The organism is Oribacterium sp. Sow4_G1_1, assembly GCF_052116105.1.
In the GTDB taxonomy this organism is placed as follows: Bacteria; Bacillota; Clostridia; order Lachnospirales; family Lachnospiraceae; genus Oribacterium.
Genome location: NZ_JBQKLS010000002.1, coordinates 155,243 through 176,414 on the forward strand (window position 1 = coordinate 155,243; position 21,172 = coordinate 176,414).

20 protein-coding genes and 2 riboswitches are annotated in these 21,172 nt (G+C 55.1%); of the genes, 17 read left to right on the forward strand and 3 right to left on the reverse strand.

What is annotated here, in order from left to right; genetic code table 11:
- The first annotated feature begins 24 nt into the window (after positions 1 to 24).
- The 6 genes from ACTQ52_RS02155 to ACTQ52_RS02180 all read left to right on the forward strand — a co-directional run bounded on the left by ACTQ52_RS02155 (position 25) and on the right by ACTQ52_RS02180 (position 6,228).
- Positions 25 to 840 carry an NAD(+)/NADH kinase gene (locus tag ACTQ52_RS02155; protein ID WP_441981637.1) on the forward strand — a complete coding sequence of 272 codons (816 nt, stop codon included), beginning with the start codon at positions 25 to 27 and terminating at the stop codon, positions 838 to 840.
- A 116-nt stretch (positions 841 to 956) separates the two neighbouring features.
- Complete coding sequence (gene argR / locus ACTQ52_RS02160; protein ID WP_410042560.1) at positions 957 to 1,415, forward strand: arginine repressor; 459 nt, start codon at positions 957 to 959, stop codon at positions 1,413 to 1,415.
- A 116-nt stretch (positions 1,416 to 1,531) separates the two neighbouring features.
- Positions 1,532 to 3,181, forward strand: a complete 1,650-nt coding sequence (gene recN / locus ACTQ52_RS02165; protein WP_441981638.1) for a DNA repair protein RecN — start codon at positions 1,532 to 1,534, stop codon at positions 3,179 to 3,181.
- Between the two features lie 127 nt (positions 3,182 to 3,308).
- The gene (gene glgA / locus ACTQ52_RS02170) at positions 3,309 to 4,754 is read left to right on the forward strand and encodes a glycogen synthase GlgA (protein ID WP_410042562.1); all 1,446 of its coding nucleotides are present in this window, start codon (positions 3,309 to 3,311) and stop codon (positions 4,752 to 4,754) included.
- An 18-nt stretch (positions 4,755 to 4,772) separates the two neighbouring features.
- Entirely contained in the window at positions 4,773 to 5,231 is a 459-nt protein-coding gene (locus ACTQ52_RS02175) for a divergent PAP2 family protein (RefSeq protein ID WP_410042563.1), read from the forward strand.
- 16 nt (positions 5,232 to 5,247) lie between these two features.
- The gene (locus ACTQ52_RS02180; RefSeq protein WP_441981639.1) at positions 5,248 to 6,228 is read left to right on the forward strand and encodes a peptidylprolyl isomerase; all 981 of its coding nucleotides are present in this window, start codon (positions 5,248 to 5,250) and stop codon (positions 6,226 to 6,228) included.
- A gap of 105 nt (positions 6,229 to 6,333) precedes the next feature.
- Here ACTQ52_RS02180 and ACTQ52_RS02185 read toward each other — a convergent pair whose 3' ends face one another.
- A complete protein-coding gene (locus tag ACTQ52_RS02185; RefSeq protein WP_410042565.1) occupies positions 6,334 to 7,188 on the reverse strand; it encodes a DegV family protein in 855 nt (284 codons plus the stop codon).
- A 311-nt stretch (positions 7,189 to 7,499) separates the two neighbouring features.
- Here ACTQ52_RS02185 and ACTQ52_RS02190 point away from each other — a divergent pair, with 311 nt between their 5' ends.
- Both ACTQ52_RS02190 and ACTQ52_RS02195 read left to right on the forward strand, forming a co-directional pair.
- Positions 7,500 to 9,113, forward strand: coding sequence for a polysaccharide deacetylase family protein (locus ACTQ52_RS02190; protein ID WP_441981640.1), 1,614 nt, complete (start codon positions 7,500 to 7,502; stop codon positions 9,111 to 9,113).
- A 209-nt stretch (positions 9,114 to 9,322) separates the two neighbouring features.
- Positions 9,323 to 9,631, forward strand: coding sequence for a YerC/YecD family TrpR-related protein (locus tag ACTQ52_RS02195; protein WP_441226074.1), 309 nt, complete (start codon positions 9,323 to 9,325; stop codon positions 9,629 to 9,631).
- Positions 9,632 to 9,674: 43 nt separating this feature from the next.
- On the opposite strand, the gene ACTQ52_RS02200 is transcribed toward ACTQ52_RS02195, so the two are convergent.
- Complete coding sequence (locus ACTQ52_RS02200; RefSeq protein WP_441981641.1) at positions 9,675 to 10,295, reverse strand: DUF1836 domain-containing protein; 621 nt, start codon at positions 10,293 to 10,295, stop codon at positions 9,675 to 9,677.
- A 262-nt stretch (positions 10,296 to 10,557) separates the two neighbouring features.
- Here ACTQ52_RS02200 and ACTQ52_RS02205 point away from each other — a divergent pair, with 262 nt between their 5' ends.
- From ACTQ52_RS02205 to ACTQ52_RS02220, 4 genes are all read left to right on the forward strand, one after another.
- The gene (locus tag ACTQ52_RS02205; RefSeq protein ID WP_441981642.1) at positions 10,558 to 13,062 is read left to right on the forward strand and encodes an ATP-dependent helicase; all 2,505 of its coding nucleotides are present in this window, start codon (positions 10,558 to 10,560) and stop codon (positions 13,060 to 13,062) included.
- 68 nt (positions 13,063 to 13,130) lie between these two features.
- Positions 13,131 to 13,442 carry a DUF4366 domain-containing protein gene (locus tag ACTQ52_RS02210; RefSeq protein ID WP_410042572.1) on the forward strand — a complete coding sequence of 104 codons (312 nt, stop codon included), beginning with the start codon at positions 13,131 to 13,133 and terminating at the stop codon, positions 13,440 to 13,442.
- Positions 13,443 to 13,583: 141 nt separating this feature from the next.
- Positions 13,584 to 15,071, forward strand: a complete 1,488-nt coding sequence (locus tag ACTQ52_RS02215; protein ID WP_441226071.1) for a class I SAM-dependent RNA methyltransferase — start codon at positions 13,584 to 13,586, stop codon at positions 15,069 to 15,071.
- A 151-nt stretch (positions 15,072 to 15,222) separates the two neighbouring features.
- Positions 15,223 to 16,158, forward strand: a complete 936-nt coding sequence (locus ACTQ52_RS02220) for a carbohydrate kinase family protein (RefSeq protein WP_441981643.1) — start codon at positions 15,223 to 15,225, stop codon at positions 16,156 to 16,158.
- Between the two features lie 95 nt (positions 16,159 to 16,253).
- Here the strand turns inward: ACTQ52_RS02220 and ACTQ52_RS02225 are convergent, their stop codons facing one another.
- On the reverse strand, positions 16,254 to 16,424 hold the full coding sequence (locus ACTQ52_RS02225; RefSeq protein ID WP_410042575.1) for a DUF362 domain-containing protein: 171 nt from the start codon (positions 16,422 to 16,424) through the stop codon (positions 16,254 to 16,256).
- A 458-nt stretch (positions 16,425 to 16,882) separates the two neighbouring features.
- Here ACTQ52_RS02225 and ACTQ52_RS02230 point away from each other — a divergent pair, with 458 nt between their 5' ends.
- The 5 genes from ACTQ52_RS02230 (at position 16,883) to ACTQ52_RS02250 (ending at position 21,060) form a co-directional block, all read left to right on the forward strand.
- On the forward strand, positions 16,883 to 17,743 hold the full coding sequence (locus tag ACTQ52_RS02230) for a YitT family protein (protein WP_410042576.1): 861 nt from the start codon (positions 16,883 to 16,885) through the stop codon (positions 17,741 to 17,743).
- 160 nt (positions 17,744 to 17,903) lie between these two features.
- Positions 17,904 to 18,782, forward strand: a complete 879-nt coding sequence (locus ACTQ52_RS02235) for a class B sortase (RefSeq protein WP_441981644.1) — start codon at positions 17,904 to 17,906, stop codon at positions 18,780 to 18,782.
- 258 nt (positions 18,783 to 19,040) lie between these two features.
- Positions 19,041 to 19,117: riboswitch (cyclic di-GMP riboswitch) on the forward strand.
- 107 nt (positions 19,118 to 19,224) lie between these two features.
- Positions 19,225 to 19,299: riboswitch (cyclic di-GMP riboswitch) on the forward strand.
- Positions 19,300 to 19,310: 11 nt separating this feature from the next.
- Entirely contained in the window at positions 19,311 to 19,748 is a 438-nt protein-coding gene (locus ACTQ52_RS02240; protein WP_410042578.1) for a CAP domain-containing protein, read from the forward strand.
- A gap of 372 nt (positions 19,749 to 20,120) precedes the next feature.
- Positions 20,121 to 20,318: a hypothetical protein gene (locus ACTQ52_RS02245; RefSeq protein ID WP_410042579.1), complete on the forward strand. Its 198-nt coding sequence runs from the start codon at positions 20,121 to 20,123 to the stop codon at positions 20,316 to 20,318.
- 289 nt (positions 20,319 to 20,607) lie between these two features.
- Positions 20,608 to 21,060: a hypothetical protein gene (locus ACTQ52_RS02250; RefSeq protein WP_441226067.1), complete on the forward strand. Its 453-nt coding sequence runs from the start codon at positions 20,608 to 20,610 to the stop codon at positions 21,058 to 21,060.
- Positions 21,061 to 21,172 lie beyond the last annotated feature (112 nt).

Below are 21,172 nucleotides of genomic sequence, written 5' to 3' on the forward strand. Positions count from 1 at the left end.
CTCTGGTTCGGGAGATGATGAGACATGAATATCACACTGGTAGTAAATGCGAAAAAGCCGGACTCCTGCCGCTATGCAGAGAGCATCCGGCAGTACCTCGAGGTGCGGGATGTGCAGGTGAAGGCGCTGTACGGTGAGTATACACGGGACGACTTCTCGGATGCGGACGCCATCATTTCCATCGGAGGTGATGGCACGATGCTTCGTCTCGCGGGCGTGCTGCGCGGACAGGATACACCGCTGCTCGGGGTCAATGCAGGCCACCTGGGGTATCTGACCCAGGTCTCGCAGGCGGACCAGATCCCGGGTGCGCTTGATCGGCTCCTCGCCCATGACTATACACGCGATGTGCGCGCCATGCTGCATGGCAGTGTGCGTCGAAATGGCGAGGTGATCCGCCGCGGAACCGCGCTGAATGAGATCCTGATCTCACGCTGTGAGGGCATCAGCGTGCTGCGCTTCACGGTGCTCTGTGATGGCGAGGAGCTCAGTCACTATACAGCGGATGGCATCCTTTTCGCGACGCCGACCGGCTCGACGGCCTATAATCTGTCGGCGGGCGGACCGATCGCGGCACCGGAGACCAGGGTCATCATCATGACGCCGATCTGCGCCCACTCGACGAACAGCCGACCGGTGATCCTGCCGGATACCAGCCATATCGAGGTGCGCATCGAATCGGAAAATGAAATCGTGGCCTTCGACGGTGAGCGGATCGTGCGTCTGCAGCCGGGCGACGTCGTGAAGGTGCGGCGTGCGAATGAGATGACCACCTTCGTGAAGCTTCGCGCGTCCAGCTTCCTGGAGACCCTGCGCGAGAAGATGGACGACGAAGACTGATGTACGCGGGCGTCGAAGATGCCCGGCTGAAAGACCACGGGTGCGTCCGAGGGACGTGGGGACACCGGTGATACGAGCGCTGCCGGGAGCGGCAGCATCCATGAAGAGGTTTACAAATGAAGAAATCCAGACACCAGAAAATCATCGATCTCGTGCAGCATACACGTATCGCAACGCAGGAGGAGCTGGCGGATATCCTGAACCAGGAAGGTTATAAGGTGACGCAGGCGACCGTTTCTCGTGATATCAAGGAGCTCAAGCTAAGCAAGGTCCCGGGACCGGGTGGCGTACAGTACTACCAGCTGCTGGAGCCGGAGGAGCAGGCGTACGCTGATAAGTATATCCGTGTACTGCGCGAGGCGCTGATGAGTATGGATACGGCAGGAAACCTGCTGGTGATCCGCACCATGTCCGGTATGGCGAACGCGGTCGCGGCGGCGCTCGATCACTTCCGCTTCGAAGAAATCGTCGGCACGCTGGCCGGCGATGATACCATCATGTGTGCAACGAAAAATGGTGACGATGCGGAGCGTATCATGCATAAGGTCAGAGGACTCCTCGGAGAGAAGAGCTGACGGAGCATCCAGGTACAGAGAATCTCCGCAGCGTACGCAGGTGGAAGAATCATGCAGACTGGGCGCTACGGCGTCCGGTCTTACTACATATAACGGAAGTTTCGGAGGAAACGCATATGTTATATCATCTTCATGTAAAGGATCTCGCCCTGATCGACTCCGCCGAGGTGGAGTTCGAGCCAGGGCTCAATATTCTGACCGGTGAGACGGGTGCCGGAAAGTCGATCCTGATCGGCTCCATCAATCTTGCGCTGGGCTCGAAGGCCAGCCGGGACATGATCCGCAGCGGACAACCGTATGGACTCGTGGAGCTTGTCTTCGGTGATTTCAGCGAGGAACTCGTCGGGAAGCTGCGGGCGCTCGACATCGAGCCGGAGGACGGGCAGCTCATCATCCGCCGGAAGATCTCCGCTACGCGTTCGGAAATCAAGATCAATGATGAGACCGTGACACTCGCGAAGCTCCGGAAGGTAACAGAGCTCCTCATCGACATCCACGGGCAGCATGAGCATCAGTCGCTCCTCCGGGACGGCTACCATCTGAAGATCCTCGACGATTTCCAGCAGAAGGAGACCGGGGCACTGCGTGCGGAGATCGCAGAGAAGTACCATGACTGGACGGCGCTCCGGGAGAAGCTCGCCGGCTTCGACATGGATGAGGCGCAGCGTCAGCGGGAGCTTGATTTCCTGCAGTTTGAGATCGACGATATCGAGAAGGCGGCACTGCGCGAGGGTGAGGAGGAAGAGCTCGCCCAGAAGTACCGGAAGTACCAGAATGCGCAGCGCATCTACGGTTCGGTCGCACGGACGCGGGAAATCCTCGCCGGCGTTGATTTCTCGTCGGCGATCCACGAGATGCAGGATGCGCTTCAGTACGACAGCGCGCTTCAGAACGTCAGCGACAGCCTGTATGACCTCTCCTCGATCTCCGAGGATACCGTGCGTGCGCTCGACCACTATATGGAGGACAACGAGTACGACGAAGAGGATTTCCAGCTGGTGACGGAGCGGCTCGACTATATCCGCTCGATCATGATGAAGTATGGCGGAACTGTCGCGAAGGTGGAGGACACCCTCGTGGCGAAGAAGCAGCGCCTCGCTGAGCTCGAGGACTATGATGCGGCACGATCACGCTGCGAGAAGGCCGTGGCAAAGGCGGAGTCCGTGCTTCGGGCACGCTGTGCAGAGCTCACGAAGGCCCGTGAAAAGGGCGCGAAGCAGCTGAGTGAGCGCATTCGTCAGGAGCTGTCGGAGATGGGCTTCCTGGATATCCGCTTCGAGCTTCCGCTCAGCGCACTGAAGGAGCCGGGGGCGAATGGTATGGATGAGGCCCATTTTGTCGTGAGCCTGAACCCAGGTGAACCGCTGCGACCGCTCAGTGAGGTGGCGTCCGGTGGTGAGCTCAGCCGTATCATGCTGTCCATCAAGACTGTGCTGGCCGACAGCGATGAGATCCCGACCCTGATCTTCGACGAGATCGATACCGGTATCTCCGGTCGGACGGCAGAGAAAGTCTCAGAGAAGCTCCGGAAGATTGCACAGCTTCACCAGGTCATCCTGATCACGCATCTGCCGCAGATCGCAGCGAAGGCCGATCAGCATTTCTGCATCGAGAAGTCGGTGTCCGACGGCCATACACATACCAGGATCCATGCGCTCTCGGAAGAAGAATCCGTTCTTGAGCTTGCGCGACTGCTTGCGGGTGGCCAGATCACGGACGCAGTGCTCGCGAACGCGCGGGAGCTGAAGAAGCTGGCGCGACGGTGAGTGCGTGCCGGTCGACGGCATTGGCCGAACGAAGCTAAAAGCCTTGCGTAGCGCTTGACGAAGGATTAAAATAGATGCTATCTATAATTTATATTTCTATTTAAGAAATATGGACCGGAGGACTATAATGAAAAACATACTCATGCTCGCATCGGAGGCCGTGCCTTTCATCAAGACGGGCGGACTCGCGGACGTCGTCGGCTCGCTTCCGAAGACCATCGACAAGCAGTACTATGACTGTCGTGTCATGATTCCGAAGTATATGTGCATCCCGTGGGAGTGGCGCCAGAAGATGGAGTACGTGACCCACTTCTATATGAATTATCTCGGACAGGACCGCTATGTCGGTGTCCTGAAGTATGAGCACCAGGGCGTGACCTACTACTTCATCGACAACGAGTCGTATTTCTCCGGTGACCGTCCATACGGTGACTGGTACTGGGATCTCGAGAAGTTCTGCTTCTTCTGCTATGCAGCGCTGTCTGCGCTGCCGCTGCTCGACTGGCATCCGGATGTGATCCACTGTCACGACTGGCAGACCGGTCTCGTTCCGGTACTGCTGCATGACCGCTTCGCCGGCGGAGAGTACTACCGCTCCATCAAGTCGGTGATGACGATTCATAACCTCAAGTTCCAGGGTGTATGGGATGTGAAGACGATCCAGCGCTTCACCCAGCTGTCCGACTACTACTTCACACCGGATAAGCTCGAGTGTAAGAAGGATGGTAACCTCCTGAAGGGTGGTATCGTGTATGCCGACGCGATCACGACGGTTTCCGATACCTATGCGGAGGAGATCAAGATGCCGTTCTACGGAGAGGGCCTCGATGGACTGCTTCGTGCACGTGCGCATGATCTCCGCGGCATTGTTAACGGCATCGACTATGATGACTGGAATCCGGAGACGGATAAGTACCTCGTAAAGCCGTTCAACGCACGCAACTTCCGGAAGGAGAAGGCGAAGAACAAGAAGGCACTCCAGGAGCAGTTCGGCATGAACGTGGATCCGGGCAAGATGATGATCGGTATCGTATCCCGTCTCACCGACCAGAAGGGTCTCGATCTCGTCGAGTGCATCATGGATGAGCTTTGCCAGGATGATATCCAGTTCGTGGTGCTCGGTACCGGGGATGAGAAGTATGAGAACATGTTCCGTCACTATGACTGGAAGTACCATGATAAGGTATCCGCACAGATTTACTATTCCAATGAAATCAGCCATAAGATTTATGCTTCCTGCGATGCATATCTGATGCCGTCCCTCTTCGAGCCGTGCGGACTCAGCCAGCTGATCGCCCTCCGCTACGGAACGGTTCCGATCGTACGTGAGACCGGTGGTCTGCGCGATACCGTACAGCCATATAACGAGTACGAGGATAGCGGAAACGGCTTCTCCTTCTCGAACTACAACGCGCATGAGATGCTCGGCACGATCCGCTATGCCGAGAGCGTATACTACGACCATAAGCGTGAGTGGAACAAGCTCGTGGACCGTGCGATGGCTGCGGACTATTCCTGGAAGACCAGCGCTATGAAGTACCAGGAGCTGTATGACTGGCTCATAGGGTACTAATCAGAAAGAACATACTAGATGAATTTTTTGGATGACTTATTACAGAACTATATGCTGGTTTCGGCGGTGGTTTCCTGGTTTCTCGCGCAGGTGATCAAAACTGCGCTGGATGCCTATCTTAACCACGGCATCAGCTGGGAGCGTCTCACCGGATCCGGTGGGATGCCGTCGAGCCACACCTCTACGGTTGTGGCATTGACGACCGCTGCCGCACTCCAGTATGGACTCCAGTCGCCGGCCTTCGCGGTCAGCTTCATCCTGGCCAGCGTCGTCATGTACGATGCGACCGGCGTACGCATGGAGACCGGAAAGCAGGCGGTGCTTCTCAATAAGATCCTCGAGGATAACCCGTTTAACTGGAAGCCGGAGGAGTTTCAGATGAAGCTGAAAGAGTATGTCGGCCACACACCGCTGCAGGTGCTGATGGGGGCGATCCTCGGCATCGCGACGGCCTTCTGGATGCGCGGCTTTTATTAAAAGAAAGAACTACTGAATGACGTTTAAACGACTTTTCAAGAAAACAGTGCTTGTACTGAGCTGCGTGCTGATGGCATGCAGCTTCATTTCGTGTAAGGGTATCGAAATCACGGGTAAAACAGAGGATGTCGACGGCTATACGGAGGCACAGGCGATGATCGTGATCGGCTCCGAGCGAAACCGCTATCAGAATCAGCTCGGTGCGGAAATCTGGGATCTGCCGGTGGAAAACCAGCAGGAGAGTACCTACGGTCCATACTTCGTTGCGAAGATGAAGGAGTTTCTTCAGGACATCAAGACGCTGAATCTGCTGGCGACCGAGAAGGGGATCATCGCGACCTCGACGGATATGGAGAAGATCCGTACTGTCGCACACGACTTCTACGACGGCCTGAGCGCAGAGGATATGGCCTTCATGGGTGACTGCACGCTCGAGGATGTCATCTCGATCTATACCGAGTATTTCGTGGCCTGCAAGACCGCCGAGTACCTGATCTCGGATGTGGATTCCGAGGTCTCCGATGCAGATGCGAAGATCATCCGTGTGCAGGAAATCGTGGTCTCGGATGAGCTCCTCGCAGAGCAGCTTCTGCAGCAGGTGAATGTTTCGGGCGCAAACTTCTCCTACTACGCGCGTCAGAACAGCGAGGATCCGAACATCGAGAATACGCTCGCGAAGTCTGAGAAGGAGGACGCTATCTACCAGGCGGCCTTCGCCCTCGAGGAGGGACAGATCTCGGATATCATCGAGCAGGATGGCAAGTACTATATTCTGAAATGCATCGATGCCTACGATGAGGCGGCGACCCTCGAGCGGAAGAAAAAGCTCGAGGAAACGATTCGCTCGAATGCACTCCTCAAGCAGTATACGGCGTACGCGGATGAGCACATCGTCCGTTTCCGTGAACCGTTCTGGAAGGAGATCGATCTCACGGCACATCCGGAGAGCGACGCCGATAATTTCTTTTCGCTGTTTGATGAGAACATCACGTTCTGATGAAACAACGCTTGCTGAGACGGGCGCAAAAGCTTAGATCCGAGCCGTTGAAAAAATAAAAACGAACTCCTGGAAATCTCCAGGGGTTCGTTTTTTTGAAAAACATCAAAGTCCGATGACGATCCCGCCGTCCTCTGCGTAGACGGTGGCGACGCCCATGGCGTCGGTGATCACGATCTCGCGGAATGATGCGAGCTTCAGAAACTCTTCTTTTACGAGCTCGGCACGGGCCGGGTTGTTCACGTGCGTGATACAGAGACGGAGAAGAGCGGTCTTCTCTGGACCGCCGGCCTTTTCAACCGCGATCTGGCACATACGCTTCAGTGCCTTGTTGATGCCGCGCTGGTTCTCGAGCTGGATGATGACACCGCCGTTGGCACTCATGATCGGCTTGATGTTGAGGGCGGATGCGAGGAAGGACTTCACGGCAGACAGACGTCCATTCTTCCGGAGGGTGTCGAGGGATTCAATCACGAAATAGGTCTTCATCGTCTGGATCTTTTCGTTTACGAGGGTGACGACCTCGTCGAAGCTTTTTCCGGCTTCCTTTAATTCCTTAATTGTAAGGCAGAAATTCAGCTGACCGGCCGATGCGGTATCGGAGCTGAATACATAGATCTTTCGTCCGTCGTCCGGGTGCTCCTCCTCGTACATCTGCTTTCCGATGACGGCGGCCTGATAGGAGCCGGAGAGATGCTCGGAGAGGGTGATGACATATACTTCATCGGCATCACTTTCCTCCATCGCCTTCATATAGGCTTCCGGAGACGGGCAGGCGGTTTTCGGTCCGATCAGTGAGGCGTGTACACGCTTCAGAAAATCGAGCTGATCGAAGTGGTCGTCATCCACGACGGAATAATCTCCGATTTCCAGCGTGAGCGGAACGAGCGTAAAATGCGGATCCGCCTTCAGTGCCGGGGTATAATCACAACAGCTGTCACCTATAACCTTATAGTTCATGCTTCGCCTCTTTAACAACACATAGTTTTCAATACTAGATATTATAGCAGACGGGCATGACATGTCAATCGGGAGTCTAGGTGTGATGGGGCTCAGACATGCAGGGGCCCCTCCGGGGCTCCCTGCATGTTGAAAAACCTTAAGGAAGTCGTTCTTGCCTATAGTGAGCTTCTGGGGTAAGATGTAGGCATAATTGACAAAAACGTAATTGTAGATCTTTACGCTTTTATAGATATTGGTGAGAGTGATTTATGAAGGAAAAGAATTTGAAGCAAGGTTTAGCGGATGATCTGGACATTGAGGATATAGATTTGAAGAATGAAGGTCCGGTTGAGAATGCAGAACCGGATGGTTATGATGTCGCGACGGGTGAGCCGGTGTATGATACCTTTGACGAGGATCCGGAGGAGATGGAGCGGCTGTATGAGGAGCGGCTCGCGGCGCGTCGGGCGGAGCGTCAGGCGCGGTACCGTGCGCGGGTGCGGAAGGCCTGGTTCTACCGTATCCTGGCGGCGTTTATTCTGATCGATGTGATTCTGCTGCTCGTCGTCGGTGTGCGTGCGCTCGGTGGGAAGCTTCACTTCGGGAAGCAGGGCGAGACGCAGGAGAGTGTGCTGAACCCGGGCAGCGATGCGTCGGATGAAGCCAATGCAGGCGACGGGACGGTGGTGGTGACTTCGGGAGAGAACGGCGGCGAAACAGAGACCGCTGCTGCGCCACAGGATGCGCGGACAGCACTCTTTGCGAAGGCAGATCGACTCGCTGCGATGTATGACTATGATGCCGCGGCAGAGACATTGGCGAACTCCGACTATAAGGAGGACCCGGAGGCGCTGAGCCGGATCGAGCGCTATCAGGCGACCGCAGCGACGATGGTGGCGGCGGACAACAGTGAGATCACGCATGTGTTCTTCCATATCCTGACGGTGGATACGGAGCGCGCGTTTACCGATGACAGGCAGGGGAAGGACTTCAATCAGGTCATGACGACCATCCCGGAGTTCGAGAAGATCCTGCAGCAGATGTATGAGCGCGGCTACGTGCTCGTGGGGCTTCACGACATCGCGGAGGTGCAGAAGCAGGACGACGGCACGGAGAAGATGGTGTCGAAGAAGATCATGCTGCCGGAGGGGAAGAAGCCGTTCGTGATGTCGGAGGACGACGTCTGCTACTATGAGTACATGGAGGGCCGCGGCTTCGCGGATAAGATGGTGCTCGACGAGAACGGGAAGCTGAAGTTGCAGTATACGGATGCTGCGGGCAATGCCTCTATCGGGGATTATGATATCGTCCCGATCCTGGACAACTTCGTCGACGAGCATCCGGATTTCTCCTATCGTGGTGCGAAGGCCATCATGGCGTTCACGGGCTACAACGGTGTGCTCGGTTACCGTACGGATGAGACCTACGATGCGAGCTCGCCGAACTATGATCCGAAGAATACGGCGAATCCGAACATCGAGGCGGATCGGGAGACGGTGAAGACGCTGATGAAGGCGCTGGTAGAGGATGGCTATGAGCTCGCTTCCCACAGCTGGGGCCACATCAACTTCACGAACCGGAGCCTCGCGGATCTCACACGGGACACGGATCGCTGGGAGCGGAATGTCGAGACGCTGATGCCGGAGCCGTGTGATATCATCCTTTATCCGTTCGGTGCGGATATCGGCGACTGGCACCCGTACAGTGCCGACAATGAGAAGTTCCAGATGCTTGACAAGGCGGGCTTCCGCTACTTCTGTAATGTCGACTCCACGAAGGCATGGACGCAGATCAGTGGAGACACCATGCGCCAGGGGCGCCGGAATCTCGACGGCTATCGCCTCTGGAAGGACTACTGTGGCGAAGACACGAAGCTCAGCGACCTCATGGACGTGCAGAGCGTCTTCGACACCAGACGGCCGACACCGATTGAGTGGAATTAATCGCTGAACACCGCAGAAGGCGGTGCTTAGCGATGCCCCCGGGCAGTGTCTCCTTGTACAGATTACATTTAATCTGCTTGAAAGTCGGGGGCGGTGGTGTTATACTACTTTTGCAAATTAAAGCATGAAAGCTCACACGTTGAAACTGAGAACCAGTAAAGCAGTGTGCAGCTTTCGTGCTTAAGTAATATACAGGAGTTGTTAACAGGATGAATAGTAAGTTAAAAACAAAGGAAGTTGATCATTTATTTGATGCGGTGCTGACGCTGGAGTCGAAGGAGGAGTGCTACAAGTTCTTCGAGGATGTATGCACGATCAATGAGCTGCTGTCCATGGCACAGCGCTATGAGGTGGCGAAGATGCTGCGTGAGGGGGAGACCTATCTCAACATCGCGAAGGCGACCGGTGCGTCGACGGCGACGATCTCCCGTGTGAATCGTTCGCTGAACTACGGTGCCGACGGCTATGATATGGTCTTCAGTCGTCTGGGACTCGAGGATAATCTGAAGAAGAAATAAGATGAGGCAGGAAACCCCCGCTCCGAAAGGAGCGGGGGTTTCATTATTTTTTCATCTTCGATGCGCGCTCGGCGGCCTGGCGCTCGAGGTCGATGTCGTGGAGCTGATCCGCGACCTTCTCCATAAGGAGCTTCTTCAGGTAGATGTCGGTGCCGATCTCACAGAGGAAGAGGAAGAGCTGGAGCTCCTTCCGGTCCTCGTCGGAGAGCTGCTGGAAGCGAGGGTCGCTTTCCTGAAAGGTTTCCTGTGCATTGACGCCCATCTCGCTGACATCGCGGAGGGTTTTCGCCTTCACGGCCGGCTCGAGGTCGAAGATCTCATCGTAGATGTCCTTCAGCTTCGCGTCGCTCTGACCACCGAAGTACTTCTCCTTCAGCGGGCGGAGGATCGCCTCGATATCGTTCAGCTGGAGGATGCTCTTATAATAGTAGATGAAAAGCAGGATCAGCATATGATCGCGACTGTAGCGCTTCTTATCCGGCGGCGGCAGAAGCTTGTTCTTCGCATAGTTGTTGATCATCGTCTTCGTCAGCACCTTATCCTCCGGATGCCGCTTGATGGTCGTGAGGTGGCTGTCCATGAAGCCGGTTACCTGATCCATGTAGAGCTCGAGGTTCGGGATGTCATCGGAGGCGATGTGCCCGATCGACTGCAGATATTCCATTAAATTCTGAAAAAAATGTTCGTCCATAGCAGCGATTATAACACATTCACACCGGAGCGACAAGACATGGTTTTCTAAACCATGTGGATGTTACTGCTCAATCGTAGCTCGGCAACCGTCCCCCGAGCCACTCCTTGACTTAACTACGTTTGAACACTGACGAGGGTTCTCCGGGGCAGCTCTTTGCTTGAATTCAACTGGGCTTCTGTGCTATAATTCACGCACATTCGTTTTGATAAATAATCTGAGATTTAGGAGAGTTATGGAAAATCTGGAGAAGATTCTGAATAAGGAGCAGTGTGAGGCGGTGCGCTGCACGGAGGGGCCGCTGCTGGTGCTGGCGGGTGCGGGTTCCGGGAAGACGCGTGTGCTGACGCATCGTGTGGCCTACCTCATCGAGAACTGTGGTGTCGCGCCGTGGAACATCCTTGCGATCACGTTCACGAATAAGGCGGCGGGGGAGATGCGGGAGCGTGTCGACCGGCTGATCGGAACGCAGGCGCGTGAGGTCTGGGTATCGACCTTCCACTCGATGTGTGTTCGCATCCTCCGGCGCTATATCGATCGTCTCGGCTACAAATCGGATTTCTCCATCTATGATACGGATGATCAGAGGACGCTGATGAAGCAGGTGCTGAAGGAGCTCAGCATCGACCCGAAGATGTTTAAGGAGCGCGTGGTGCTGTCGGTGATTTCCGGTGCGAAAAACCGGGGCGTGAGCCCACTTGAGTTCCGGAAGGAGGAGGCCAGCGGCGGGGACCTGCGCATGCGGAAGATGGCGGACTGCTTCGAGCTTTATGAAAAGAAGCTGCATCAGAACGACGCGCTCGACTTCGACGATCTTCTGCTGAAGACCGTGGAGCTGTTCGAGACGGAGCCGGAGGTGCTTCAGTACTATCAGGAGCGCTTCCGCTACATCATGGTCGACGAGTACCAGGATACGAACGATATTCAGTTCCGTCTCGTGCATGCGCTCGCGAAGAAGTACCGGAATCTCTGTGTCGTCGGCGATGACGACCAGAGCATCTATGCCTTCCGTGGTGCGAACCTCGAGAACATCCTGAGCTTCGAGAAGAGCTTCCCAGGTGCACGCGTGATCAAGCTCGAGCAGAACTATCGCTCCACCGAGAAGATCCTCGACTGTGCCAATGCGGTCATCCGCCACAATCATGGCCGGAAGCAGAAGAAGCTGTGGACCGAGAAAAAGGGCGGTCCGGATGTCCGCTTCCAGGAGTTTGAGGGAGCCAATGATGAAGCACAGGCGGTGATCCGGGAGGCCCGGAACTGCGGCAGGGCGTATCATGACCAGGCGGTGCTCTACCGGACGAACGCGCAGTCGCGACTGCTCGAGGAGCAGTGCATCAAGATGAGCGTGCCGTATCAGATCATCGGGGGTGTCAACTTCTACCAGCGCCGGGAGATCAAGGATGTCCTCGCGTACATGAAGCTGATCGCGAACGGTGCGGATGATGTCGCCTTCGAGCGTATCATCAACGTGCCGAAGCGCGGCATCGGCGAGGCGACCCTGCAGAAGCTCCGGAGCTATGCGGCAGATACATCGACTGCGGAGCATCGCATCACCCTGCTCGAGGCGGCGGAGCGTGCACCGATGATCGGGATCGGCGGAAAGGCGGGCACGAAGCTGACGGAGTTCGTCGAGCGCATGGACGACTGGCGGGAGAAGCTCCGAAGAGCCGGTTACCTCGAGACCGAGGCGGAGCCGGGTGAGGAGGACAGCTTCTCGATTCAGGCACTGATCGAGTCGGTGCGGGATGATACCGGTTACGGTATGGAGATCCGGGCGGAAGGAACGATCGAAGCCGAGACCCGCTTTCAGAACATCGAGGAGATCATCAGTAAGGCAGCGGACTATCAGGCACAGAGCGACGCGCCGAAGCTCGGTGAGTTCCTGGAGGATGTGTCGCTGGTGGCAGACATCGATCGGAAGGACGAGGGACAGGATCTTCTGACGCTGATGACGCTGCATGGTGCGAAGGGACTCGAGTTCCCGAAGGTGTACCTCGTCGGGATGAACGACGGACTCTTCCCTGGCTTCGCGTCTATCGGAAATCCGGAGGATCTCGAGGAGGAGCGTCGTCTCTGCTACGTCGGCATCACCCGTGCCCAGGAGGAGCTGGTGATGACCTCTGCGCGGAGCCGTATGCTGAACGGCGCGTATGAGCGGATGAAGCCGTCGAAGTTCATCGATGAGATCCCGGATGAGCTCTGCGATAAGAAGCTGCTGAAGAGCTACGACGATATGTTCCAGGATGACGACTATGGCGACTCGGATATCTTCGGCGGGGGCGCACGACGCTTCGGTGCGAAGGGCGGACGCTCCGGCGGATATGGTTCCGGCAGCAGTTATGGCAGCCGTGGAGGCAGTTCGAGCAGCTACGGCGGTGGATCTGGCTCCGGCAGCTACGTCGGACGATCGGGCGCGTATGGATCGGGCAGTACCGGCAGCTTCGGGGCGAACAGCTATGGTCTGCAGGGCATGGGTTCAGTCGGCTATCTCGCGAAGAGCGGGGCAGGTGCAGCCCGGAAGAAGGGCGCAGGCATTCCGAAGAGTCTAGTTCAGACCGGCATCCAGAAGCTCGAGACCCTCGACTATGCGGTCGGTGATCGTGTGAAGCACATCAAGTTCGGAGAAGGTACCGTCGAGGCCATCGAGGACGGAAAGAAGGATTATACCGTGACGGTAAACTTCGATACCGCTGGCCAGAAGAAGATGCTCGCGAGCTTCGCGAAGCTGAAAAAGCTGTGAAAACGTAGTCAAACGGGGTCGGCGATGGTATACTTTTCTTAATAGAAAAACAGCGCAGGAGGTGCCATATGGAGAAGCTGGATATGAATGCATTGAGAACAAATGCAAGAGAGTTCGCGGACAGTGTCAGAACATATAAGGATGATGCCAGAGATCACGCGGAGCTTCTGCTTCAGAAGCTGAAGCTGCAGGAGTACATCCAGGAGAAGAAGGAGGATGAGCGTCTGAAGAAGACGATCCTCACCGTGCTCGCCATCATCGGATGTGTCGCGACCGTCGCAGGGATCGCGTATGCCGTTTATCGTTTCATGATGCCGGATTACCTCGAGGACTATGATGACTTCGAGGATGATGCGGATGATTTCGAGGACGAGGACTGAAGATTTATACGATTTACAAAAGGGTCGGCGCTGGCCGGCCCTGTTTTTCTGTCGTGAGATGTGGTAGAGTGTGATCACAAAAAAGAGTCAGGAACGCGGATGCAGGCATGGGCCGCACCGCGATGGAGAAGGATGAAGAGTATGAGAGTATGTGATAATGCGGAAATCTGTGGCGGCTGCTTCTATCAGGGCACGAGCTACGAGGAAGAGCTGAAGACGAAGGAGGAGACGCTACATGCACTGTTTGAGCCGGTGGTACGCTCGAATGCGTATACCTTCGAGCCGATCGTGCCGTCACCGGTCTCTGAGGGCTACCGGAATAAGATGGAGTTTTCCTTCGGCGACTGCCGGATGGGCGGGGAGCTGACGCTGGGACTCCACCAGAAGCGGAGCTTCTTTAACATCATCGATGCGGATGTCTGCCAGCTGACGCATCCGGATGCGGGCGTGATCGTGCAGGCGACGCGGGCATACTTCGCGGAGCTGGACATCACCTACCTTCATAAGAAGACACGGGAGGGCTACCTCCGTCATCTGCTCTACCGCCGTGCAGTGAAGACCGGCGAGATCCTCGTGGATCTCGTGACCTCGACGAACTGGGCGAGTGCGAAGCGTGTGCCGGCATCCGAGGAGCTGATCGCGGAGCGTCAGAAGGGACTCGACGAGTGGTTCGAGCGACGCTACAGCCCGAAGGCCCAGCAGAAGCATACCCGTCCGACCGCAGACCGCTTCGTGCGTGTGCAGCCGGAGCTCTCCGAGGAGGAGGTGCTCGCCGGCTGGCGCGATCGACTGCTGCAGCTGAAGGCCGAGGGAAAGATCGAGGGTACCTTCGCCGGTATCCTGCATACAAAGAACGACACCCTGGCGGATATCGTCGAGGACCAGGGCACCGAGGTACTCTACGGCGAACGCTTCTTCTATGAGGAGATCCTGGGACTTCGCTTCCGCATCACCCCGTTCAGCTTCTTCCAGACGAACTCCCTCGGTGCGGAGAAGCTCTACACGAAGGTGCGCGAGTATGCCGGATTTACGGAGCTGCAGGCGGCGCAGCAGGCCGCAGTCAATGCAGGCGACGCGGGGGCAGACACTGCGCAGAAAGGTGTGGACGCTGGTCAGCCGGGCCCGGCCGATCCGGCGCGAGCTTCGGTGAAAAAGCCGGTGATTTACGACCTCTACTCCGGCACCGGTACGATCACACAGCTGATGAGCTCCGTGGCGAGCATGGCGGTCGGTGTCGAGATCGTCCCGGAGGCCGTGGCGGCTGCGCACGAGAATGCGAAGCTGAACGGCATCGAGAACTGCGATTTCATCGCCGGCGATGTGCTGAAGGTTATCGAGGAGGGCGGCCGACTCATCCGTGAGGACGGCAGCTACGAGGACGCACCGCGCCCGGATATGATCATCCTCGACCCGCCGCGGGACGGCATCCATGCGAAGGCGCTCGCAAAGATCATCGACTACGGCGTCGACCGCCTGATCTACGTGGCGTGCAAGCCGAAGAGCCTCGCCCGTGACCTCGTGCCGCTTCAGGACGCCGGCTACGAGGTCGAGAAGCTCTGCCCGGTCGACATGTTCCCGCGCACGAACAACTGCGAGTGTATCTGTCTGCTCAAGCGCAGAAAAGCGTGATTCCAATCATGGGGCCAGCCTCTTACGTAAGGGGGTCTGACCCCATTAAATTTTTATAAACTCGCGACGGGAATTCCCCACTTGTGTTTTTCCGTATATATCGTATAATTTTCGAGTCAATATTCAGTAAAGAAGTATGGGAGAGGTAAGCATGAGTAAGGGAATCGTCGTGATCGGGGCTACGTTCGTGGATATCAAGGGGTATCCGGAGGGGAAGTACGTGCCGGCCGGGCGAAATGCAGGCACGGTCTGCGAGGTGCATGGTGGTGTGAGCCGGAATGTGGTGGAGGATATCGCGAATGTGGAGCTGCGGCCGACCTTCGTCAGTGTGGTGGATAACTCCGGGATCAGTACGGATGTCATCAACAAGCTGAACCGGCATAAGGTGGATACCAGCTACATCCGTCGCACCGAGGATGGGCTCGGTACGTGGCTCGCGGTGTTTTCACATAACGGGGATGTGGTCGCGTCGATCTCGAAGCGTCCGGATCTCTCAGAGATCTCGACGATTCTGAAGGAGCAGGGCGATGAGATCATCGCAGATGCAGATGCCGTGACAGTCGACATCGATATGGAGTCCTATATTCTGAAGCAGATCCTGGACCTCGCGGAGAAGTACCATAAGCAGGTCTATGCGGTGGTGTCGAATATGTCCATCGCAATGGAGCGCCGTTACCTTATGAAGCGAACCGCATGTCTCGTGTGCAATGCGCAGGAGGCCGGGCTGCTGTTCTCGGATGACTATGAGAAGCTGTCACCGGAGGAGCTGGCGCCGATCATCGGTCGCAAGGTGAAATCTGCGCAGTATCCACGTATGGTCGTGACCATGGGCGAGCAGGGCGCTGTCTATGCGGAAATCGATGGAAGCTTCGGCATCTGTCCGCCGATCAATGTCGCCGTCGTCGATACGACGGGTGCCGGGGATGCATTCTTCTCCGGTGTGACCATCGGTCTCACCTACGGAAAGACCCTCGGCGAGGCCTGCCATATCGGTGCGCGTCTCGCAAGCTCGGTGATTTCCACGACGGATAATGTATGCCCGCGTTTCATGCCGGAGGAGTTTGAGCTGAAGGTGGATAGATTTTAAGCTCGGTGAAGGGGCCCTCCGGGGCGTTTCACTGAACTAAAAAGAGCGATGGTTCATCGAACCATCGCTCTTTTACTTTTACGTATCGCTTCTAATTATTCAGCGTGGATAGCGCCTGTTGGGCAAGCTTCCTCGCAAGCACCACAATCGATGCAGGTACCAGCGTCTACAACATACTTGCTGTCGCCAGCAGAAATAGCCTCAACCGGGCAGGTAGATGCACAAGCACCGCAGCTAACGCACTCATCAGAAATAACATGTGCCATGATAAAATTCCTCCTAGAATAAAAATTTAATTGAATGGTTTTCGTACTTCCGTACGACCTATGCCTGTATATTAATATAGATTTTCGAAAACTACAACCTGAAAAATTTCAAAAAATGTATTTTTTTGAAAAATTCTTTTAGTTAAGGCTAACCATATCATACCTAGTAAATAGGGGATATTTGAGACGGCACATCACTATATATTGTGGTCTGACGTCGAGAAAACGGATACGGTTATGGATGCATTTCTCTGGAGTTATGATAAAATACCTGTGGGCACGCCGGGCGGACGGATGCTATACTGATGCGTGCTATGGGATGCAGAGACAAGTGCGGGTGCGCCCCGTTTGAGTCGGACTCGGGGGTCTGGATGTCGCGCTTATCTACTATATAAACCTCTTCAGGCTGCCTGCGGATGCGAAGCGCAGGTGCGGCCTGAATCATGAAAGGGAAATGTATGAAACAGAATCTCTCTTATCGTCTGATCCTGAAGGATCTCCTGCTGATGACCGTTGCGTGCACGATCATCGCCGCTGCGGTCTTTTTCTTCCTGGTTCCGAGCCATGCGGCGGTGTCGAGCATCTCGGGTCTTGCCATCGTGCTGCAGCACTTCGTGCCGCTCAGCATCTCGCAGCTCACGATGATCATGAACGGCATCCTGCTGATCGTCGGCTATGCGGTGTTCGGAAAGGAATTTGGCTTCAAAACCGCCTATACCTCGATCATCCTGCCGCTGATTCTCGGTCTGTTCGAGCTGCTGTTCCCGCACTACACTTCGCTCACCGGCGATGCAACACTCGACGTCGTAGCGTACTGCATCGTCGTGTCGGTCGGCTGCAGTATCCTGTTTAACGACAATGCTTCCTCCGGAGGGCTCGATGTCGTCGCGAAGCTGCTGAATAAGTATTTTCATATCGAGCTCGGGAAGGCGATGACCGCTGCGGGCGTCATCATTGCCCTCTCCAGTGCGCTCGCCTATGACTCGAAGACGGTGGTGCTCAGTCTGCTCGGCACCTACTTCAACGGGATCATCCTCGACTACTTCATCTTCGGCCAGACGATCAAAAAGCGCGTCTGCATCGTGTCGCAGAACCACTGCGAGGAGATCCGGCAGTTCATCATCCGCGAGATCGGCGGTGCGACGCTCTATGAGGCGGTCGGCGCCTACAATCTCGAGAAGCACACGGAGATCATCGCGATCGTGACGAAGCATGAGTTCCGTCGACTGATGGATTTCGTGATGAAAGTCGATCCGAAGGCGTTCGTGACGGTTTATAACGTGAATGAGATTCATTATCAGCCGAAGCCGAAGTTCTGAGCGGTTACCATGTTTCGCTACGTCTTGACTTAACTGCGTTTGAACAGTAATTCGTCGTTGGATGTGAGGTCGTGAATAAATGGCTGGCTTGACGTAAAACTGGAGATAGACGTATTCTTATGTTATCGATTTATGCCTTGAAAACCAGGAGGGATGTGTGATGGCTTCGGGTGAGATGAGTGAGGGAGGAAAGAAGAAATCGTCCGGGATCGGGGGACTTCTGTTCTATATGGTGCCGGTGGTTGCGGTGACGGCGATGCTGATTTTCGGCGGGCTGTTCCTGCGTGATTACATGGGGTATAAGGCGGCGGGGGATGAGTACGCGGATCTCGCGGCGGACTATATCCGTGGCGGGGATGCGGATGAGGCCAATGCAGTCGCCGGAAACGCAGATGGCGCTGCGGGAGAGAGTGTGGGCGTGAAGTCACTGCCGTATCCGTCTCTTCAGATCGACTACGATGCGCTGCTGAATACGAATGCGGATTTTGCCTGTGTTCTGTACATCCCGGTGCTGGAGCTCAGGTATCCGGTCGTATACTCCAGTGACAATGTCGACTATCTCCATAAGACCTTCGAGGGAAAGCAGAACTTCGCCGGTACGATTTTCTATGACTGTCTGAGTCCGCATGATTTCCGTGCGAAGAATACCTTTTTCTTCGGTCACAATATGAAAAACGGCTCGATGTTCGGTACGCTGAAAAAGCTTGAAAAGGAACCGGGGCTCTGCGCTTCGAATCCGTATATCTATGTTTATACGAAGGGACATGTGCGAAAGTACCGGATCTTTTCCTTCTATGAAACGACGGATGGGAGTGCTACCTACGATGATTTCGAGGGTACGGATGGCTATGATCAGTATGTGAAGCGCTGTCTTTCGAAGTCGACACTCGCCATCGATGAGCATACCATCGACTTCGCGAAGCGCCCGGCACTGCTCACCCTGTCGACCTGTATCGGACGCTCCGGCGGGAATCAGCGCTTCGTCGTGCATGCGGCACTCGAGGGCGCGTATAATATCACGGGGGAGTGCCGCCCGTAGGGCGCGGGGGTCCCCGTGATGCCTTAGTGGCGAACGTATTCAAAGCTGTGTCTTAGGCACAGCTTCTTTGTATCAGCAGGATTAGTCTGAATTTTCTGACATGAGCTCCGGAGGGCCCCTGTCAGAAAAATCTTCGAAAATCAAGAAAAAGTATTGCTATAAATCAAATTAATGATAAAATAAAGAATGTAAAGAGGTGAAGAGGAAAAAAAGGAGCTTCGTGCTCGCGTCTCTTTAACGGTGAGAATCCGACCTAGGTTCTCATTTGAGCAAAACCGAAGTAATTCGGCGACGCAAAGCTACAGGGCCCCACAGTGGGGCAGCCAGTTGCAATCTTCATGGAGAAATCCGAAGGTTAGTTCTCGAATCAAGAATTAATTCAAAGAAGGTTCTAGGTTAACTGGCAGCGGGAGAGTTCCCGGTGCCGTTTTTTGTACCTGATTCATTTAAATAGCAAACCCGGAGCAATCCGGCGACGCAAAGCTACAGGGCCCCACGCGGGTAGCCAGTTGCACTTGGAAGGACAAAATGATGAAGAAGCTTCTTAGAACTTTATTCGTTGTTGCATTTTTAGGCATTATGATGAGCATGACCGGTTTCGCACAGAACAACACCGAAGCCGAGGTGATTGCAAAGGTCAACGAAATCCGCGTAGCAAACGGTTTAAACACACTTCGCTATGATGCTTCTCTCGAAGCATCTGCAGATGTAAGAGCAGACGAGCTTACCGTCCGTTTCTCTCACACAAGACCAGATGGATCTGACTGGTACACTGCAAATCCGGATCTCATGTATGGTGAGAACCTCGCAGATGGTTATAACACCGCAGACGCAGTCGTAAACGCGTGGATGGCATCTCCAGAGCATAAGGCGAACATCTTAAAGCCGGATTTCACAACCGTCGCTGTCAGCACAGCCGTAAAGAACGGCAAGACCTACTGGGCACAGGAGTTCGGCATGGACTGATCGCCGGTACGAGTCGCATGACAAGTGAAAAAAAACGAACTGTAGCGCCCATGGCTGATAAAAGCCATGGGCGCTTTCTTCATGTCTGCGTATCCGTCTTGCGTGCCGGACCGCCATCTTAAGAAAAAATTAATGGGGTCTGACCCCATTAATTTTTTCTAAACAGAATCTAAACAGAAGTTTATGGGGTCAGACCCCATAAATTTGCAAAGATTGAGCATGATTTAATGGATTTTTTAAGAGAAGATAAGTTATACTAATCATATTAAGGATGTGCCGGGCGTAAGCGATCCTTTTCGGGGGATATGAATCCTGGTTTATGGGATAGGCACAGATGGTTTCGCAGATGACGATCGAACAGGTGGATGCAGCATGGAAGAGAACGGAGCAAAGAAACACAGGGGGACATTTATCGTCGAGGTCTGCTGTCGCGAGAATGCGAGCTGGCAGGGAAAGGTGACCTGGGCAGATAAGGGACGGTCGCAGCACTTCCGTTCGGCGCTGGAGCTTCTCAAGATGATGGACCAGGCGCTGGATGAGAGCGATCCAAAAGACGACGAAGAGATGTGAGCTGCTTCGCAGGATGCCTCTTCTCTCCTTTTCAAGAGCGGTTTGCAGACAGGGTGGATGTTAGGCATTTCACCGGGGCTTCGAAAAGCAGACCAGGAATCTTCATATAGTACAAACATCCGGAAGTCCAGCTTCTGGTTTTTTTTGATTGTGTTTCGAGAACGATTTCGTAAGAAGCGCGAAGATATTTAAATATCGCAGATTTACTTTTTTGGCCGGAACAAGTAGAATACAAGTGACTTTGTAAAGTAGTTTACCAGCGTGGGCACGACAGAAGAGGTGTGGATAAATGGACAGACTGTATGGCATCAATCTAATCGCGGTGCTCATCGATGCGTATGAGAACCAGGAGTTCAGCGGGCGTCTCATGCATCCGTGGAGTGCGGAGGCGATTCCATTTGCGTCCTGCATGGAGCTGATGACGAAGATGGAGGCGCTCTACGATGCGTGGGACTATCCGGAGGCGGCACAGGGCATGCGGGTGTTTATCCGTCATCGAAGTGATGCGGCACCACGGGCGTTTGTTTCAGAGAAACGGCTGACGGAGCTGTCGAAGGAACAGACGCCGCGGGACATCTGGGGAGAGCGTGGCCGTCTCGCGAGCATTTTCGTGCGGACGGAGATGCGCCAGCATGCGAGCTGGCAGGGTGTTGCCGCCTGGATCGAGGGCGATCGCAGCTTCGCTTTTTCGAGCACACTGGAGCTGTTCCGGGCGATCGATCAGAGCGTGAGCGCACAGTGACGATGTAGAGATCGAACACATCCGCAGTGGATACAGGCAGGATCTGCAGCAGACGCGCAGTGACGATGTAGAGAGCGACTGCATTGGCACAGGATAGAAGAGACCGACTGCG

Coding starts and splice junctions, on each gene's coding strand:
- glgA (WP_410042562.1), top strand. CDS start 3,309: ATGAAAAACATACTCATGCTCGCATCGGAGGCCGTGCCTTTCATCAAG.
- ACTQ52_RS02205 (WP_441981642.1), top strand. CDS start 10,558: ATGGAAAATCTGGAGAAGATTCTGAATAAGGAGCAGTGTGAGGCGGTG.
- ACTQ52_RS02185 (WP_410042565.1), bottom strand. CDS start 7,188: ATGAACTATAAGGTTATAGGTGACAGCTGTTGTGATTATACCCCGGCA.
- ACTQ52_RS02230 (WP_410042576.1), top strand. CDS start 16,883: ATGAAACAGAATCTCTCTTATCGTCTGATCCTGAAGGATCTCCTGCTG.
- ACTQ52_RS02220 (WP_441981643.1), top strand. CDS start 15,223: ATGAGTAAGGGAATCGTCGTGATCGGGGCTACGTTCGTGGATATCAAG.
- ACTQ52_RS02195 (WP_441226074.1), top strand. CDS start 9,323: ATGAATAGTAAGTTAAAAACAAAGGAAGTTGATCATTTATTTGATGCG.
- ACTQ52_RS02210 (WP_410042572.1), top strand. CDS start 13,131: ATGGAGAAGCTGGATATGAATGCATTGAGAACAAATGCAAGAGAGTTC.
- ACTQ52_RS02180 (WP_441981639.1), top strand. CDS start 5,248: ATGACGTTTAAACGACTTTTCAAGAAAACAGTGCTTGTACTGAGCTGC.
- ACTQ52_RS02240 (WP_410042578.1), top strand. CDS start 19,311: ATGATGAAGAAGCTTCTTAGAACTTTATTCGTTGTTGCATTTTTAGGC.
- ACTQ52_RS02215 (WP_441226071.1), top strand. CDS start 13,584: ATGAGAGTATGTGATAATGCGGAAATCTGTGGCGGCTGCTTCTATCAG.
- ACTQ52_RS02245 (WP_410042579.1), top strand. CDS start 20,121: ATGGAAGAGAACGGAGCAAAGAAACACAGGGGGACATTTATCGTCGAG.
- ACTQ52_RS02250 (WP_441226067.1), top strand. CDS start 20,608: ATGGACAGACTGTATGGCATCAATCTAATCGCGGTGCTCATCGATGCG.
- ACTQ52_RS02155 (WP_441981637.1), top strand. CDS start 25: ATGAATATCACACTGGTAGTAAATGCGAAAAAGCCGGACTCCTGCCGC.
- ACTQ52_RS02225 (WP_410042575.1), bottom strand. CDS start 16,424: ATGGCACATGTTATTTCTGATGAGTGCGTTAGCTGCGGTGCTTGTGCA.
- ACTQ52_RS02235 (WP_441981644.1), top strand. CDS start 17,904: ATGGCTTCGGGTGAGATGAGTGAGGGAGGAAAGAAGAAATCGTCCGGG.
- ACTQ52_RS02175 (WP_410042563.1), top strand. CDS start 4,773: ATGAATTTTTTGGATGACTTATTACAGAACTATATGCTGGTTTCGGCG.
- recN (WP_441981638.1), top strand. CDS start 1,532: ATGTTATATCATCTTCATGTAAAGGATCTCGCCCTGATCGACTCCGCC.
- ACTQ52_RS02200 (WP_441981641.1), bottom strand. CDS start 10,295: ATGGAATATCTGCAGTCGATCGGGCACATCGCCTCCGATGACATCCCG.
- argR (WP_410042560.1), top strand. CDS start 957: ATGAAGAAATCCAGACACCAGAAAATCATCGATCTCGTGCAGCATACA.